The organism is Rhodococcus sp. MTM3W5.2 (assembly GCF_001984015.1).
In the GTDB taxonomy this organism is placed as follows: Bacteria; Actinomycetota; Actinomycetes; order Mycobacteriales; family Mycobacteriaceae; genus Rhodococcus_G; species Rhodococcus_G oryzae.
Genome location: NZ_CP019572.1, coordinates 1,958,999 through 1,972,419, shown reverse-complemented (window position 1 = coordinate 1,972,419; position 13,421 = coordinate 1,958,999). Strand labels below are relative to the sequence as shown.

General features: G+C 70.2%; 12 protein-coding genes and 2 pseudogenes. 4 read left to right on the top strand and 10 right to left on the bottom strand.

All coding sequences use genetic code 11. The features are described 5' to 3' along the window. The first annotated feature begins 15 nt into the window (after positions 1 to 15). Together BTZ20_RS09090 and BTZ20_RS09085 are read left to right on the top strand one after the other, a co-directional pair. Positions 16 to 1,545 (top strand): glycoside hydrolase family 57 protein, encoded by a 1,530-nt coding sequence (locus BTZ20_RS09090; RefSeq protein ID WP_077041133.1) that lies wholly within the window; start codon positions 16 to 18, stop codon positions 1,543 to 1,545. Beyond that, a complete protein-coding gene (locus BTZ20_RS09085; RefSeq protein ID WP_077041132.1) occupies positions 1,542 to 2,786 on the top strand; it encodes a glycosyltransferase family 4 protein in 1,245 nt (414 codons plus the stop codon). The genes BTZ20_RS09090 and BTZ20_RS09085 overlap by 4 nt, the downstream gene beginning before the upstream one ends. Positions 2,787 to 2,855: 69 nt before the next feature. Here BTZ20_RS09085 and BTZ20_RS09080 read toward each other — a convergent pair whose 3' ends face one another. Next, positions 2,856 to 3,599 (bottom strand): acyltransferase, encoded by a 744-nt coding sequence (locus BTZ20_RS09080; protein WP_077041131.1) that lies wholly within the window; start codon positions 3,597 to 3,599, stop codon positions 2,856 to 2,858. Between the two features lie 16 nt (positions 3,600 to 3,615). Continuing rightward, positions 3,616 to 3,867, bottom strand: coding sequence for a hypothetical protein (locus BTZ20_RS09075; protein ID WP_077041130.1), 252 nt, complete (start codon positions 3,865 to 3,867; stop codon positions 3,616 to 3,618). A gap of 352 nt (positions 3,868 to 4,219) precedes the next feature. Here BTZ20_RS09075 and BTZ20_RS09070 point away from each other — a divergent pair. Further along, positions 4,220 to 5,517: pseudogene (locus BTZ20_RS09070) on the top strand (PQQ-binding-like beta-propeller repeat protein). Here BTZ20_RS09070 and BTZ20_RS09065 read toward each other — a convergent pair. The 8 genes and pseudogenes from BTZ20_RS09065 to BTZ20_RS09030 form a co-directional block, all read right to left on the bottom strand. Beyond that, a pseudogene (locus BTZ20_RS09065) lies at positions 5,514 to 6,671 on the bottom strand (THUMP-like domain-containing protein). The pseudogenes BTZ20_RS09070 and BTZ20_RS09065 sit on opposite strands and share 4 nt — an antisense overlap. Then, positions 6,671 to 7,651, bottom strand: a complete 981-nt coding sequence (locus BTZ20_RS09060; RefSeq protein ID WP_027499168.1) for a class I SAM-dependent methyltransferase — start codon at positions 7,649 to 7,651, stop codon at positions 6,671 to 6,673. Before BTZ20_RS09060 ends, BTZ20_RS09065 begins: the two are co-directional and overlap by 1 nt. A gap of 66 nt (positions 7,652 to 7,717) precedes the next feature. Then, positions 7,718 to 8,497 carry an enoyl-CoA hydratase/isomerase family protein gene (locus tag BTZ20_RS09055; RefSeq protein ID WP_077041129.1) on the bottom strand — a complete coding sequence of 260 codons (780 nt, stop codon included), beginning with the start codon at positions 8,495 to 8,497 and terminating at the stop codon, positions 7,718 to 7,720. Positions 8,498 to 8,507: 10 nt separating this feature from the next. After that, complete coding sequence (locus BTZ20_RS09050) at positions 8,508 to 9,320, bottom strand: NUDIX hydrolase (protein WP_077041128.1); 813 nt, start codon at positions 9,318 to 9,320, stop codon at positions 8,508 to 8,510. A 72-nt stretch (positions 9,321 to 9,392) separates the two neighbouring features. Beyond that, complete coding sequence (locus BTZ20_RS09045) at positions 9,393 to 10,223, bottom strand: ABC transporter ATP-binding protein (RefSeq protein ID WP_027499165.1); 831 nt, start codon at positions 10,221 to 10,223, stop codon at positions 9,393 to 9,395. Between the two features lie 71 nt (positions 10,224 to 10,294). Then, positions 10,295 to 10,957, bottom strand: a complete 663-nt coding sequence (locus BTZ20_RS09040; RefSeq protein WP_077041127.1) for a YczE/YyaS/YitT family protein — start codon at positions 10,955 to 10,957, stop codon at positions 10,295 to 10,297. 93 nt (positions 10,958 to 11,050) lie between these two features. After that, the gene (locus tag BTZ20_RS09035; protein ID WP_223263691.1) at positions 11,051 to 11,557 is read right to left on the bottom strand and encodes a hypothetical protein; all 507 of its coding nucleotides are present in this window, start codon (positions 11,555 to 11,557) and stop codon (positions 11,051 to 11,053) included. A gap of 32 nt (positions 11,558 to 11,589) precedes the next feature. Further along, positions 11,590 to 12,402 carry a MerR family transcriptional regulator gene (locus tag BTZ20_RS09030; protein WP_077041126.1) on the bottom strand — a complete coding sequence of 271 codons (813 nt, stop codon included), beginning with the start codon at positions 12,400 to 12,402 and terminating at the stop codon, positions 11,590 to 11,592. A gap of 187 nt (positions 12,403 to 12,589) precedes the next feature. Between BTZ20_RS09030 and BTZ20_RS09025 the strand changes: the two genes are divergently transcribed. After that, a complete protein-coding gene (locus tag BTZ20_RS09025; RefSeq protein WP_077043591.1) occupies positions 12,590 to 13,411 on the top strand; it encodes an ABC transporter permease in 822 nt (273 codons plus the stop codon). Positions 13,412 to 13,421: the final 10 nt, after the last annotated feature.

Below are 13,421 nucleotides of genomic sequence, written 5' to 3'. Positions count from 1 at the left end.
GCGCAGGAACCGGGCATGTTCTGCCTGGTTCTGCACTCACACCTGCCGTGGTTGGCAAACCACGGCAGGTGGCCCGTCGGCGAGGAATGGCTCTACCAGTCCTGGGCGGCCACCTACCTGCCCGTGGCCCGCGTGCTGCGCACGCTCGCCGCGGAGGGCCGCACCCGGCTGCTCAGCCTCGGCATCACCCCGGTGCTGGCGGCCCAGCTCGACGACCCGCACTGCCTGGCCGGGATGCACCACTGGCTGGGCAACTGGCAGCTGCGCGCCCACGAGGCCGCTGGCATGCGCGACCAGGCGCACCGCGATCTCGGCGCCCGCGAGCACCGACTCGCCGCGGAGGCACTGACCGACTTCGAGGAGCGCTGGGCGCACGGCGGCTCGCCGGTGCTGCGCGGGCTCGTCGATGCCGATGCCATCGAGCTCCTCGGCGGACCGCTGGCCCATCCGTTCCAGCCGCTGCTCCATCCGCGGCTGCGTTCGTTCCAGCTCAGCGAGGGCCTCGCCGACGCCAAGGCGCGTTGGGGCACAACGCCCTCCGGGATCTGGGCACCCGAATGCGGCTACACGCCCGGGATGGAACGGGAGTACGACGCCGCGGGCGTGCAGCACTTCATGGTGGACGGCCCGTCGCTGCGCGGGGACACCTCCCTCGGCCGCCCGGTCCGCGAATCCGAGGTGGTGGCCTTCGGCCGCGACCTGCAGGTCTCGTACCGGGTGTGGTCGCCGAAGTCGGGCTACCCGGGCGACGGCGCCTACCGCGACTTCCACACATACGACCACGACACGGGACTCAAGCCCGCACGGGTCACCGGCCGCACCGTCGACTCGAAGGACAAGGCGCCGTACGACCCCGAGCTCGCGGCCGCCGCCATCGACCGGCACGTCGCGGACTTCGTCGACACCGTGAGGTCCCGGATGCGCTCGGAGAGCGAACGCATCGGCAGGCCCGCGCTCGTGGTGGCCGCCTTCGACACCGAACTGTTCGGACACTGGTGGTTCGAGGGTCCGCAGTGGCTGGAGAAGGTCCTTCGCGCGCTGCCGGAGGCGGGCATCCCGGTCGGCACCCTCTCCGATGCCAGGGCGGCAGGCTTCGTCGGCGAACCCGTCCAGCTCGCCGACTCCTCCTGGGGCAGCGGCAAGGACTGGCGGGTCTGGGCCGGCGATCAGGTCTCCGATCTGGTCCAGCTGAACACCGAGGTCGTGCAGACCGCGCTGGACGCGGTGGACAAGGCCCGAGGGGCGCAGCGCGCGCCCGGTCGGCCGGAGCTGCGCGATCGGGTCAACGACCAGATCCTGCGCGAGGCCATCATGACCGTGCAGAGCGACTGGGCGTTCATGGTCAGCAAGGACTCCGCCGCAGGGTACGCCCGTGACCGTGCGCACCTGCACGCCCACGCCACCAGGGAGATCGCGGGCGCCGTCGCCGCGGGACACCTGGACCGGGCGCGGCAGCTGGCCGACGGCTGGAACCACGCCGACGGGCTGTTCCCCTCGCTGGACGCCCGGCGACTCCCCGACGACGCGATCGGTGGTCCCGCATGAAGGTCCTGATGGTCTCCTGGGAGTACCCGCCGGTGGTGGTCGGCGGGCTCGGCAGGCACGTGCACCACCTGGCCACCGAGCTGGTGCAGGCAGGCCACGAGGTGGTCGTGCTCTCGCGGCGCCCCACCGGCACCGACGCGTCCACCCACCCGACCATCACCCACATCTCGGAGGGCGTGCTGGTTGTGGCGGTCGCCGAGGACCCGGCGCACTTCGTGTTCGGCGAGGACATGCTGGCGTGGACCCTCGCGATGGGGCACGCCATGGTGCGCGCGGGCGTCGCGCTCGGCAAGCCAGGGCTAGGCGACGGCTGGCAGCCCGACGTCGTGCACGCGCACGACTGGCTGGTCGCGCACCCCGCGATCGCGCTGGCCGAGTACTTCGACGTGCCGCTGGTGTCCACGCTGCACGCCACCGAGGCAGGCAGGCACAGCGGCTGGATCTCCGGGACCATCAACCGTCAGGTGCACTCCGTGGAGTGGTGGCTGGCCAACGAGTCGGACGCGATCATCACCTGCTCCGCTTCGATGGAGGATGAGGTCACCGAGCTCTACGGTCCGCAGTTGCCGCCGATCACGGTGATCCGCAACGGGATCGACGTCACCACCTGGAACTACCGGCAGCGCGCGCCGCGGTCCGGCCCGCCGCGGCTGCTGTTCGTCGGCAGGCTCGAGTACGAGAAGGGCGTGCAGGACATCATCGCCGCGCTGCCCCGGATCCGTCGCAGCCACCCGGGCACCACGCTGGCCGTCGCGGGCGAGGGCACCCAGTTCGAGTGGCTGCAGCAGGAGGCCCGCTCCAACCGGGTCCTGCGCTCGGTCGCCTTCCTCGGCAGTCTCGACCACACCGAGCTGCTGGGCTGGCTGCACGCGGCGGACGCGATCGTGCTGCCCAGCCGGTACGAGCCGTTCGGCATCATCGCGCTCGAGGCGGCGGCGGCGGGCACCCCGCTGGTCACCTCCACCGCAGGCGGGCTCGGCGAGGCAGTGGTGGACGGCGTCACCGGCATGTCGTTCCTGCCCGGCGACGTCGAGGGACTGACGTCGGCTGTGCGCGAGGTGCTCGACGACCCCGCGGCCGCGCAGCGCCGGGCCGAGGCGGCCCGCGAACGGCTCACCGCCGACTTCGACTGGCACAGCGTCGCGCTCGACACCGCGCAGGTCTACCTGAGCGCCAAGCGACGGGTGCGACACCCGTTGGCACGCCCCGACATCCCCCAGCGGCCACTCCCCGGCCGGTAGGCGGCTCCGCCGCCTGTGCGCGGTTGACGAGTCCAGGGACTCCTCAACCGCGCACAGGCGCGCAGCGCCTCAGCGTGCTGCTGCGGCCTTCTTGCGCTCGATGTCCTCGAGGGCGGCGATGTACTTGGCCCGCTCGGCCGCGCCGGCCTCCCACGCCTCCTTGCGGTTCTTGACGACCTTGACGGGCGCGCCGACCGCGATGCTGTAGTCCGGGATCTGGCCCTTGACCACCGCGTGCGCGCCGAGCACGCAGCCGCGCCCGACGATCGTGTTCCGCAGCACGGTCACCTTGGCGGCGATCCAGGTGTCCGGACCGATCCGAACCGGACCCTTCACGATGCCCTGGTCCTTGATCGGGACGTTGACGTCGTCCATCCGATGGTCGAAATCGCAGATGTAGCACCAGTCGGCGACGAGGGTGGAGGCGCCGATCTCGATGTCGAGGTAGGTGTTGACGACGTTGTCCTTGCCGAAGACCACCTTGTCGCCGATGCGCAGGGAACCCTCGTGGCAGCGGATCGCGTTGCCGTCGCCGATGTGCACCCAGCGGCCGATCTCGAGCCGCGACAGCTCGGGCGTCGAGTGGATCTCCACGTTCTTGCCGAGGAAGACCATGCCGCGCAGGATCACGTGCGGGTTCGCGAGCTTGAACTTGGCCAGCCGGTAGTAGCGCACCAGGTACCAGGGCGTGTACGCCTTGTTCTCGAGCACCCATCGCAGGGAATCACGGGTCAGGAACTTCGCCTGCTCGCTGTCGGTCCGACGTGATCCCCGCCACCTCGTGCGCAACGGTGCGCCCCACATGCTGGTCATGCCATGCAGCCTACGGTCAGCGAATGTGAGCTCCGCGACGGCCCACTCCGCCGCCCCCACCGAGCCATCCGCCGCCTCCCAGCAGCGCCGCGACCAGCGCCGCCGTCACCGCGACCACGATGACCGCGAGCAGGGAGTTCGTCATCACGCCGATCAGCGTCGCGGCGCCGACGATCAGGCCGACGACGATCACCACCCCCGCCTGAGGCGTGCCGAGCAGGTGATTGTCGTTCGCGTCGACGCGCGGCGATCGCCGCGGCGCACTCAAATCTCCACCCCCTGGCCCGTCCATGTCGCCATTCAAACACAATTGCGACCGGAATTGTGCGGTTCCGTCGGCTAATTATCGCAATTCGATACGGAACGTACCGAAATAACGGTCCAATCACAGGAGGCCCTCGACCTGCTTCATCGCGGCACAATTGGACGCTTGTGATCAGGCCGCCCATTGAATTCTGAACGACTCACATTTCGCCCGCGGACCGCGACCGGCGATCGGAACACCCATTGTCCTGCGTTCAACGGATAGTCGATCCGCATTCTGCGACGGGGCGGGTTCACACCCCGCGGTACTCGGCCGGATAGTCTGCACCGAGCGAAATCCACACGAGGAGTGTTGAATGCGGCGTGTTCTCCGGTCGGCAGCGGTGTCGCTGACGGCAGTTTCGGCGCTGATCATCGGCGGCTGCAGCAGCGCACCACCGCTCGACGACGCCTACGCACCGAGCGGATGGCCCGCCATGCACGCGGACGCCCGCAACAGCGGCACCAGCCCCGTCGAGGGGGCCCGGTCGATCTCCTTCGACTGGTCGCGCCCGATCGGCGCACCGACCGCGACGGCCGCCTCGGTCGCGTCGAACGGCCAGATCTTCGTCACCTCGCGCAGCGAGAACGGCTGCAACCTCTTCTCGTTCGAGATCGAGACCGGCCGCAAGCGCTGGTGCAACCGGCTCGGCCCCGGCGTCGCGGTCTCGACCCCGCTCGTCGACCGCGTCACGAACGTGTACGTCGGCGAGGACGGCGCCATGAACTCCTTCAACGAGCACGGTCAGCTGCGCTGGCGCACCGTCGTGAGCGGGACGCCGCTGTCCGCCCAGTTCACCGCCGACGGAAACCTACTGTTCGTCACGCATTTCGGCGTCGTCTCGGTGCTCAGCACCCAGACCGGCAAGGAGATCGTGCCGTCGTACCAGCTGATCCCGACCCCGACCTACGACGTCGCCCAGAACGTCCCGCTGCCGCCGGCCGCGCAGGGACTCGAGCAGTGCTTCTTCGGCGCCCCCGAGTGCCCCGTCTCGACGGCCCCGGCTATCGACCTCGCCACCGGCAGGTTCTTCGTCACCGTCTGGCGACCGGGCCGCCCGCACACCGAACTGGTCGGCCTGCGCTACGCCGACGGCCGCATCAGCGAGGACTGGTCCTCCGACGCGCTGCCCGGCGGCGTGACGTCCAGCCCGGTGATCTCCGCCGACGGGACGACGCTGTACGCGAACGACAGCGCGGGCACGCTGTGGGCGCTCGATGCCGAGACCGGTGAGCCCCGCTGGAGCCACGACCTCGGGTTCGCCGCCGCGGGCAGCCCCACCGTCGCCGCGGACGGCCTGATCATCCCGTCCGGCTCTGACAAGGGCCGCCTGCTCGCCCTCGAGGACAAGGGCGACCACGCCGAGTTGCTGTGGGAGCGAAAGGACATCGTCCAGCTCGGCGTCCCCGCGCAGACCGGCGGCTCGACCGGCTACACCGTCGTGCGCGAGGGCGACACCGGTCTGGCGGTGCTCACCTTCGACACCGATACCGGCGAGACGCTCGACCAGGACACCCTGCCGGGTGCCGAGGGCTTCACCGTCGGCACGTCGATCGGCCCCGGCGGCGAGGTCGTCACCCCACCCTGATCGGCGAGGTGTTCGTCCTCCGCTAGACCCGGACGCCCGCGGCGCAGACGAACGCGACGGGGGTGCGGCCGATCCGGGTCAGCACGACACTCAGCGACACCGAGCCGCGCAGCTTCAGCCTCGGGCGCAGCACCGCAGGGTCCACGTCGACCCCGCGCACCAGGATCTCGGCCACCCCGCAGTCGAGGCGGGCGAGCTCCTGACGCAGCGCCTTCTCGGAGTACTTGAGCTGCTCGATGATCCGGAACCCGCGCACACCGGGGGCACCACGTCGCCGGTGAGGTACGCGATCCGCGGGTCGAGCTGCCAGAGCCCGTGCCGGGCCGCGTAGTGCCGCACCAGGCCCGCACGCACCACCGCCCCGTCCGGGTCGACGATCCACTCCCCCGGTCCGCGCTCGGGGATCTCGTCCGGTTCGGCGTCGGTGAGCTCCCATGCGGTGTCCGCGGTCAGCACGGTCGCGCGACGGCGAACCCCCGCCCCGCGAGCCCGGGCGACCACAGGCAGGCCTCGCGCACGCCCCCGTCGAGCGAGACGATCTCCACCTCGCCTGGCCACTCCAGCGCGTCGTAGTCCAGTCCGGGGCGCATTTCACCGACAGGTCGCGGCCGCGGTACGCCTCCAGGAGGTCCGGCAGCGGTGGCTGCAGGGCGGCCGGGTCGTGCCTGCGTCTGCCACCCGCCCGCCTGGCCGGATCGGCGAGGACGACGGTGTCGCGGGTGCACGGCACCAACGCGTCCGCGCGGACGACCGTCGCGCCGGGCACGTTGTGTTGCGCCATCGCCAGTCGCACCGGGTCGAGATCGCTGCCGATCACCGCGCTCGCGATGCCGACGAGGGCGGACAGTTCCGCACCCACCGAGCAGGTGACGTCGTGCACGGCCCGGCCCGCCACCCGGTGGGCCCGCCTGCGCGCGACCACCGAGGGCGTCGTCTGTTGCAGCGCGTCGTCGGTGAACAGCCAGTCCCGGCCACCGTCGATCTTGCCGACGGCCCTGCGCCGCAACAGCACCGTCTCGACCAGGACAGCGGACCGGTCGGCAAAACGCGCACGCACCCGGCCGATGTCGGCCAGGTGCGTGCGCGTCGAGAGTTCGAGCCGATCCACCTCGGTGAGGGCGGCGATGCCGTCCTCGGACGTCAGGTACCGCACGTCCTCCCGGGTGAACTCGTATCCCACTACTTCGGTTCGGGCTTCACGCCGGTGATCATCACGTTGTAGAAGAAGCCCCGCGGCACGACGTGCTTGAGGACCTTCTCGTCCACCCAGCTGAGCGTCTTCCAGCCACCGAAGGCGAACCGTCCCCAGCCCCAGCCCAGCTTCTCCGGCGGCACGGCGGCCTCGAAGGTCCGGACCGGCCAGCCGAGCAGCGCCGCGGCGAACTCCTCGGTCGCGGCGTGCACCTGGGTGGCGCCCGCCGACTTGGCCATGTTCTCCAGATCGGTGGGATCGAAGGTGTGCAGGTCGACGACGGCCTCGAGCGCCGCGGCGCGGGAGGACTCGTCGAGCTCGGCCTGCGGGCGACGCCAGTCGGCCAGGAACGGCAGCTTGGTGACCCTGGTGGTGGCCTCCCACGTCGCGCGGCCGAGCCAGCGGGCGTAGAAGTTGCCGATGGTGGTCGGCTCGCCCGCGAAGACGAAGCGGCCGCCCGGCTTGAGCACCCGCAGCACCTCGCGCAGCGACTGCTCCACATCGGGGATGTGGTGCAGCACGGCGTGACCGACGACGAGGTCGAAGGTGTTGTCCTCGTACGGGATGGTCTCGGCGTCGGCGACACGGCCGTCGACCGGCAGGCCGAGGCCCTCGGCATTGCGCAGCGCCACCTTCACCATGCCAGGCGACAGGTCGGTCACCGATCCGGTCTTGGCGACCCCGCCCTGCATCAGGTTGAGCAGGAAGAAGCCGGTGCCACAGCCGAGTTCGAGCGCACGCTCGTACGGCAGGGGCTGGTCGCCTGCAACCGCGTCGAACCGGCCGCGCGCGTAGTCGATGCAGCGCTCGTCGTACGAGATCGACCACTTGTCGTCGTACGTCTCGGCCTCCCAGTCGTGGTACAGGACCTGGGCGAGCTTGGTGTCCTTGAGCGCGGCTTCGACCTCTTCGGCCGTGGCGTGCGGGTTCGGCGCGGGATCCATCCCGTCCTTCGGGCTTGCAGTCATGGGTGAGAGCCTACCGGGTAGTAAGGAGTGTGAACAGGTTCTAGTTTTGCGGTGAAATCCGGGCCACTACTTGCCCGTGAACTGCGCCTTACCCGGGCCGTTCGCCACGAAGGACTCCATGCCGATCGTCCGGTCCTCGGTCGCGAAGAGCTGCGCGAACTGCTGTGCCTCGATCTTGAGCCCGGTGTTCAGGTCCGTGTCGAGGCCCTGATCGATGGACGCCTTGGCCGCGGCAAGGGCGCGGCTCGCGGCGCCCACGAACTGCGAGGCCCACTTGCGGGCCGCGTTGTAGACCTCGTCGGGGGCGACCATCTCGTCGATGAGGCCGATCGCGAGGGCCTCCTCGGCGCCGACGAAGCGTCCGGTGAACACCAGGTCCTTGGCCTTACTGGGGCCGATGAGGCGGGCAAGGCGCTGGGTGCCGCCGCCACCGGGGATCACGCCGAGCAGCACCTCGGGGACGCCGACCTTGGCGTTGTCGCCCGCGATCCGGCGATCCGCGCCGAGCGCGATCTCCAGGCCGCCGCCGAGGGCGTAGCCGGTGATCGCGGCGACGGTCGGCTTCGGGATCTCGGAGATGCAGCCGAGCGCCGACTGCAGGTCTCCCGCGACCGGGCTCATCTCGGCGAAGGACATCTCCGCCATCTCCTTGATGTCCGCGCCCGCCGCGAACACCTTCTCGCCGCCGTACACGATGACCGCCTTGACGTCGGCGTTGACGGTGGCCTCGCGGGCCGCGGCCCGGAGCTCCTCCTGCAACTGACGGTTCAGCGCGTTCATCGGGGGGCGCGCGAGCCGGATGGTGCCGATGCCGTCGGATACCTCGAGAGTCACAAACTCAGCCATGAAGCGAAGGCTACCTTTCGCCCCACGGGTGCGCCCCGGCGGCGTAGTACGGCTCCTGACCGGGGAATCGGACCCGCCACGAGCCGTCCTCCTCCTGGTACAGCGTCGGCAGGATCGCCGGGATCTCCGGCTCGGCGGCGAGAACGTCTGCGACGGTGGCAAATTCGCCGATCGCGCTCAGCTGGCTCCAGGTCGGCGGGAGCAGCATGGTGCGGCCCTCGATCCAGTCCGTGATGGCCTGCGCCGGGGTCTGCCAGGTGACCTCGGCGGCCTCCGACGTCTCGCCGTCCGCGATCTGACCGGCCGGGGCCGCGGCCACGAAGAAGCGGGTGTCGTAGCGCCTGCCCTCGCCGACCGGGGTGATCCAATTCGCCCACGGCCGAAGCAGATCCGCGCGCAGTACCAGGTTCTCGCGGGCGAGGAACTCGCTGAACGAGAACTCACGGGCCTCCAACTGCTTCCGTGCCTGCGCGTAGCCTGCGGTGTCCGCGACGACGGTGTCCGCGGTCGGCCCGGCGAGCAGCACGCCGCACTCCTCGAAGGTCTCCCGCACCGCCGCACAGACCAGCGCCTTCGCCCTGCCCTCGTCGACGCCGAACCGCTCGGCCCACCAGGAGACCGGCGGTCCGGTCCAGGCCACGTCCGCGTCGGCGTCCTGCGGGTCGACGCCGCCGCCGGGGAACACGGTCATGCCACCCGCGAAGGCCATCCCACCCACGCGCCGGAGCAGGAACACCTCGGGCCCGGACTCGGAGTCGCGCACCAGGATGACGGTGGAGGCGTCCTTCGGGGGAACTTCGGGGTGTGCTTCAAAAGTGGCCATGTGTCGGACGTTACAACGCCACCGCACCCGTTAGTTCGCGCGGCTCAAGAAAGTGGCCTCCCGCGGGGTGCCTCAGCGGCGATGCTGGCCAGGCAGCCGGGTGCGCCTGGCGAAGAACCGGCCGTCGACCTTGTCCAGGCTGATCGCCTGACTGAACGCGTGGGTCAGGTTCTCCGCCGTGATCACGTCGTCGATCAGACCCTGCGAGACGACCTCGCCCTCCTTGAGCAGCAGGGCGTGCGTGAAGCCCGGCGGGATCTCCTCGACGTGGTGGGTGATGAGCACGGTCGCGGGCGCGTCCGGGTCGGCGGCCAGGTCCGAGAGCCGCGCGACGAGCTCCTCGCGCCCACCCAGGTCCAGCCCGGCCGCCGGCTCGTCGAGCAGCAGCAGCTCCGGATCGGTCATCAGGGCCCGCGCGATCAGCACGCGCTTGCGCTCCCCCTCCGACAGCGTGCCGTAGGTGCGGTTCGCCAGGTGCTCGGCGCCCAGGCTCTCGAGCATCTCCACCGCGCGGGTGGTGTCCATCTCCTCGTAGCGTTCCCGCCACCGGCCCAGCACGGCGTAGCCGGCCGAGACCACCAGGTCGCGCACCACCTCGTCGGCGGGCACCCGGTGCGCGAGCGAGGAGGACGAGAGCCCGATCCGCGGTCGCAGCTCGGTGACGTCGACGCGGCCGAGGACCTCCCCGAGCAGGTGGGCCTTGCCCGACGTCGGGTGCACCTCGGCGGCCGCGATCCGCAGCAGCGAGGTCTTGCCCGCGCCGTTGGGCCCGAGCACAACCCACTTCTCGTCGAGCTCCACCTTCCACGTCACGGGGCCGACCAGGGTCACACCGCCACGGCGGATGAGCACGTCGTCGAAATCGATGAGCAGATCGGGATCAAGTTCGGACACGACGCCCATCTTGACCTACCCGCTCGCGGCGCACGCGTCAGGACCGGGTTGCGTGTCGCCGGTCCCGGTTGCCGCGCAGGTCAACGGGCCGGGCAATCCTCGCGCGCGACGGAGGGCACCGACATCGCCGGTGCCGCACCGCCGCCGCCCCGGATCGGACCGAGCCGGTTCAGAAGGCCCATCATCAGCTGGATCAGGGGCCCGATGCCGAGCGCGTAGACGACGGTGCCCACCCCGACGGTGCCGCCGAGCATCCAGCCGCTCGCCAGCACGGCCACCTCGAGTCCGGTGCGGACCAACCGCACCGACAGCCCGGTGCGCGCGACCAGCCCGGTCATCAACCCGTCCCGCGGCCCGGGGCCGAGCCCGGCACCGATGTAGAGCGCCGCCGCGAACGCATTGAGGACGACCGCGAACAGCATCACCGGAATCCGGGTGGCCATCGCGTCCAGCTCGGGGAGCAGGGCCAGCGAGGTATCCACCGACACCGCGATCACCACGACGTTCGCGACCGTGCCGAAGCCGGGGCGCTGGCGGATCGGGATCCAGAGCAGCAGCACCGCGGCACCGGTCAGAGCGGTGACCGTGCCGAAGCTCAGCGACGTCCGCTGCGCCACACCCTGGTGAAACACGTCCCAGGGGTCGAGCCCGAGCCCGGCGACGACCATCAGCGCCATCGAGAAACCGTATAGCCAGAGGCCGACGAAGAGTGCGGCGAGACGGGAGGGCAGGCGGGTGAGCATGGTGGCCAGTCTCCCCAACAACTGGACCGGCAATAAAGAGCCACTTCACCATCGCTGGACTGCACGAGTGGTATTCCTTGCTACGCCAACCGGTCAGGTCGTCACGGCGCCGAGCCGCTCGAGCATTGCCCGCGGATCGTCGACATGCAGGCTCACTCCCGTGATCACCGTCGGTTCGTCGCGGCGGAAGGTGACCGGGACACCGCTTCGAAAGTCGATGTCGAGAACCGTGCCGTCGGGGCCGGGTAGATACAGGCGGCCGTCGCGTACTTCTTCGTCGGTGCGGTCGAACCGCCTGATCAGCCGCGTTGAGCCGATCTCGGCCAGATCGACGGTCGCCACGACCGCCGACCCCGATCGCAGGACGAGCTCGTCCGCGGTGACCAGGTGCGGATGCACCGCTCGCCCGGCGAGCCAGCCGACGACCGCGACGAGGGAGCCGACCGTCGCGATCAGCAGCGTCACGCGCAGCCACTGCCACGGCACCAGCAGGTGGATGGCCACCGCCTCGATCAGCCCGGCGACCATGAACGCGAGCGGGAGCACGACGGTGCCCTTGCTGTACCCGAACGCGGCCGCCTGGCCGTGTCGATCGTCCACCTCACCTCGGACCCACATCCACAACGCGGCGATCACGGGGTGGCCTCGGCCTGCGACATCCCGAGCCGTGTGAGGACCCCCATGAGGACCTCGCACTGCGCCCGGTCGGGCACCAACTCGGCGACGGTCATCATCGGAGGCACCCTCGGTGCCGCGGACTCCGCGTCCTCGACGATCAGGCCCACATCGCCGTACTCGCGAGCGATCACCGACGCGAGTGCCCCAGCGAGAGAGTCGATCTCCTGCTTCGCCGCGGCGGGATCGGCGCCGACCAATGCCGCGAACCGCCGGTACAGTCCGATCATCACCGCCCGCGAGCCCGGATCCGAGAGCACCCGCGTCGCGGCGTCGAACAGCGCGGAGGGCCCCGTGCCGGAAACGGCGAGCAGTTCCCACGCGTCCCTCTCGCGTTCGAACTCACGGCGGGTAGCGGGATCGCCTTCCGCCGAGATCAATTCGGCGAAAGCCACGGCCAGTTCGGCGGGCAGTGGGGAGACGGGTCGCCCCTCACGGTGTGCGTCGAGCATCTCCTGCAACCGCCGCCGCTGGCCGCCCAGGCGATCGAGTTCGGCATCGATACCGCCGATGAGCACCGTCAGGTCATCGCCGAGGTCGTCCGCGTCACCCTCCGCACGGGCCGATTCCATGATCGTGGCGATCGAGCCGAGTGGGATCCCCGCGGCGGCCAGCCATCGAATGCGGAGCAACCTGATCAGATCCGGCAACTCGTAGGCGCGATAGCCGTTGGAGAGCCGTCTCGGCTCCTCGAGAAGCCCGAGGCGGTGGTAGTGCCGGATCGTCCTTGGGGTGATTCCTGCCGTCTGGGCCAGGTCGCCGATTCGCATGAACCCAGCATCAACCATGACGCTGCGTCATGGTCAAGCTCGGCGGTTGCATCCCCCTACGCGCGCCGGGCCCGTCCCCATACAGATTCCGTCTCACTGATTTCAACCCTTCCCGGGGCCGAGGCGTTCGCCCATGATTCGTCACCGGCCCATCACCGCGATGGCCACCGCGACTGCTGGAGGTGCGATGCTCGTCGAGACCGGCAGGGACCCGGCACCCACCGCACCGGAACCTGCCCGGACCCCGGTATGGGGCAGGCCCGGATTCCTGCGTGCGCTTGCCCCACTTGCGTTGCTGATCGCCTGGCAGATCGGCAGCAAGAGCGGCCTGCTCTCCGAGCGCACGCTGCCGGCACCCTCCGTGGTCGTCGCGGCTGGACTCGAGGTGTACCGGTCCGGCGCCCTCGGTGACGCGCTGCTCGTCTCCGGGCAGCGTGTGCTGCTGGGCTTCGTCCTCGGGGCGGTCCTCGGGGTCGGCCTCGGGATCGTCGCGGGGCTCGGCCGGCTCGGCGAGTACGTGATCGATCCACCGCTGCAGATGCTCCGCACGGTGCCCCTCTTCGGCCTGATCCCGCTGTTCATCATCTGGTTCGGCATCGGGGAGGAACCGAAGGTGTACCTCATCGCCCTCGGCGTCGCGTTCCCGCTGTACCTCAACACCTTTTCCGGTATCCGCCACCTGGACCCGAAGCTCCTCGAGCTGAGCCGGGTACTCGGGCTCAGCACCGGAGAGCGGCTGCGCACCCTCGTCATCCCCGGCGCGCTCCCCCAGATCCTCGTCGGTCTGCGGCAGAGCCTCGGCATCGCCTGGCTCTCGCTCATCGTCGCGGAGCAGATCAACGCGAGTGAGGGCCTCGGCTACATCGTCAACAACGCCAGAGAGTTCCTCCGCACCGACATCGTCATCTTCGGGTTGATCGTCTACGGCGTGCTCGGGCTGATCACCGACTCGATCGTGCGCTCTCTCGAGCTACGGGCCTTGCGCTGGCAGCCGCACACACCCCGCTGACTCAGCACCG

What these genes read in the sequence shown, in the direction of transcription:
- BTZ20_RS09090 (WP_077041133.1), top strand. Translation starts at nt 16, where the DNA reads ATGTTCTGCCTGGTTCTGCACTCACACCTGCCGTGGTTGGCAAACCAC.
- BTZ20_RS09085 (WP_077041132.1), top strand. Translation starts at nt 1,542, where the DNA reads ATGAAGGTCCTGATGGTCTCCTGGGAGTACCCGCCGGTGGTGGTCGGC.
- BTZ20_RS09080 (WP_077041131.1), bottom strand. Translation starts at nt 3,599, where the DNA reads ATGACCAGCATGTGGGGCGCACCGTTGCGCACGAGGTGGCGGGGATCA.
- BTZ20_RS09060 (WP_027499168.1), bottom strand. Translation starts at nt 7,651, where the DNA reads ATGACTGCAAGCCCGAAGGACGGGATGGATCCCGCGCCGAACCCGCAC.
- BTZ20_RS09055 (WP_077041129.1), bottom strand. Translation starts at nt 8,497, where the DNA reads ATGGCTGAGTTTGTGACTCTCGAGGTATCCGACGGCATCGGCACCATC.
- BTZ20_RS09050 (WP_077041128.1), bottom strand. Translation starts at nt 9,320, where the DNA reads ATGGCCACTTTTGAAGCACACCCCGAAGTTCCCCCGAAGGACGCCTCC.
- BTZ20_RS09045 (WP_027499165.1), bottom strand. Translation starts at nt 10,223, where the DNA reads ATGGGCGTCGTGTCCGAACTTGATCCCGATCTGCTCATCGATTTCGAC.
- BTZ20_RS09040 (WP_077041127.1), bottom strand. Translation starts at nt 10,957, where the DNA reads ATGCTCACCCGCCTGCCCTCCCGTCTCGCCGCACTCTTCGTCGGCCTC.
- BTZ20_RS09030 (WP_077041126.1), bottom strand. Translation starts at nt 12,402, where the DNA reads ATGCGAATCGGCGACCTGGCCCAGACGGCAGGAATCACCCCAAGGACG.
- BTZ20_RS09025 (WP_077043591.1), top strand. Translation starts at nt 12,590, where the DNA reads ATGCTCGTCGAGACCGGCAGGGACCCGGCACCCACCGCACCGGAACCT.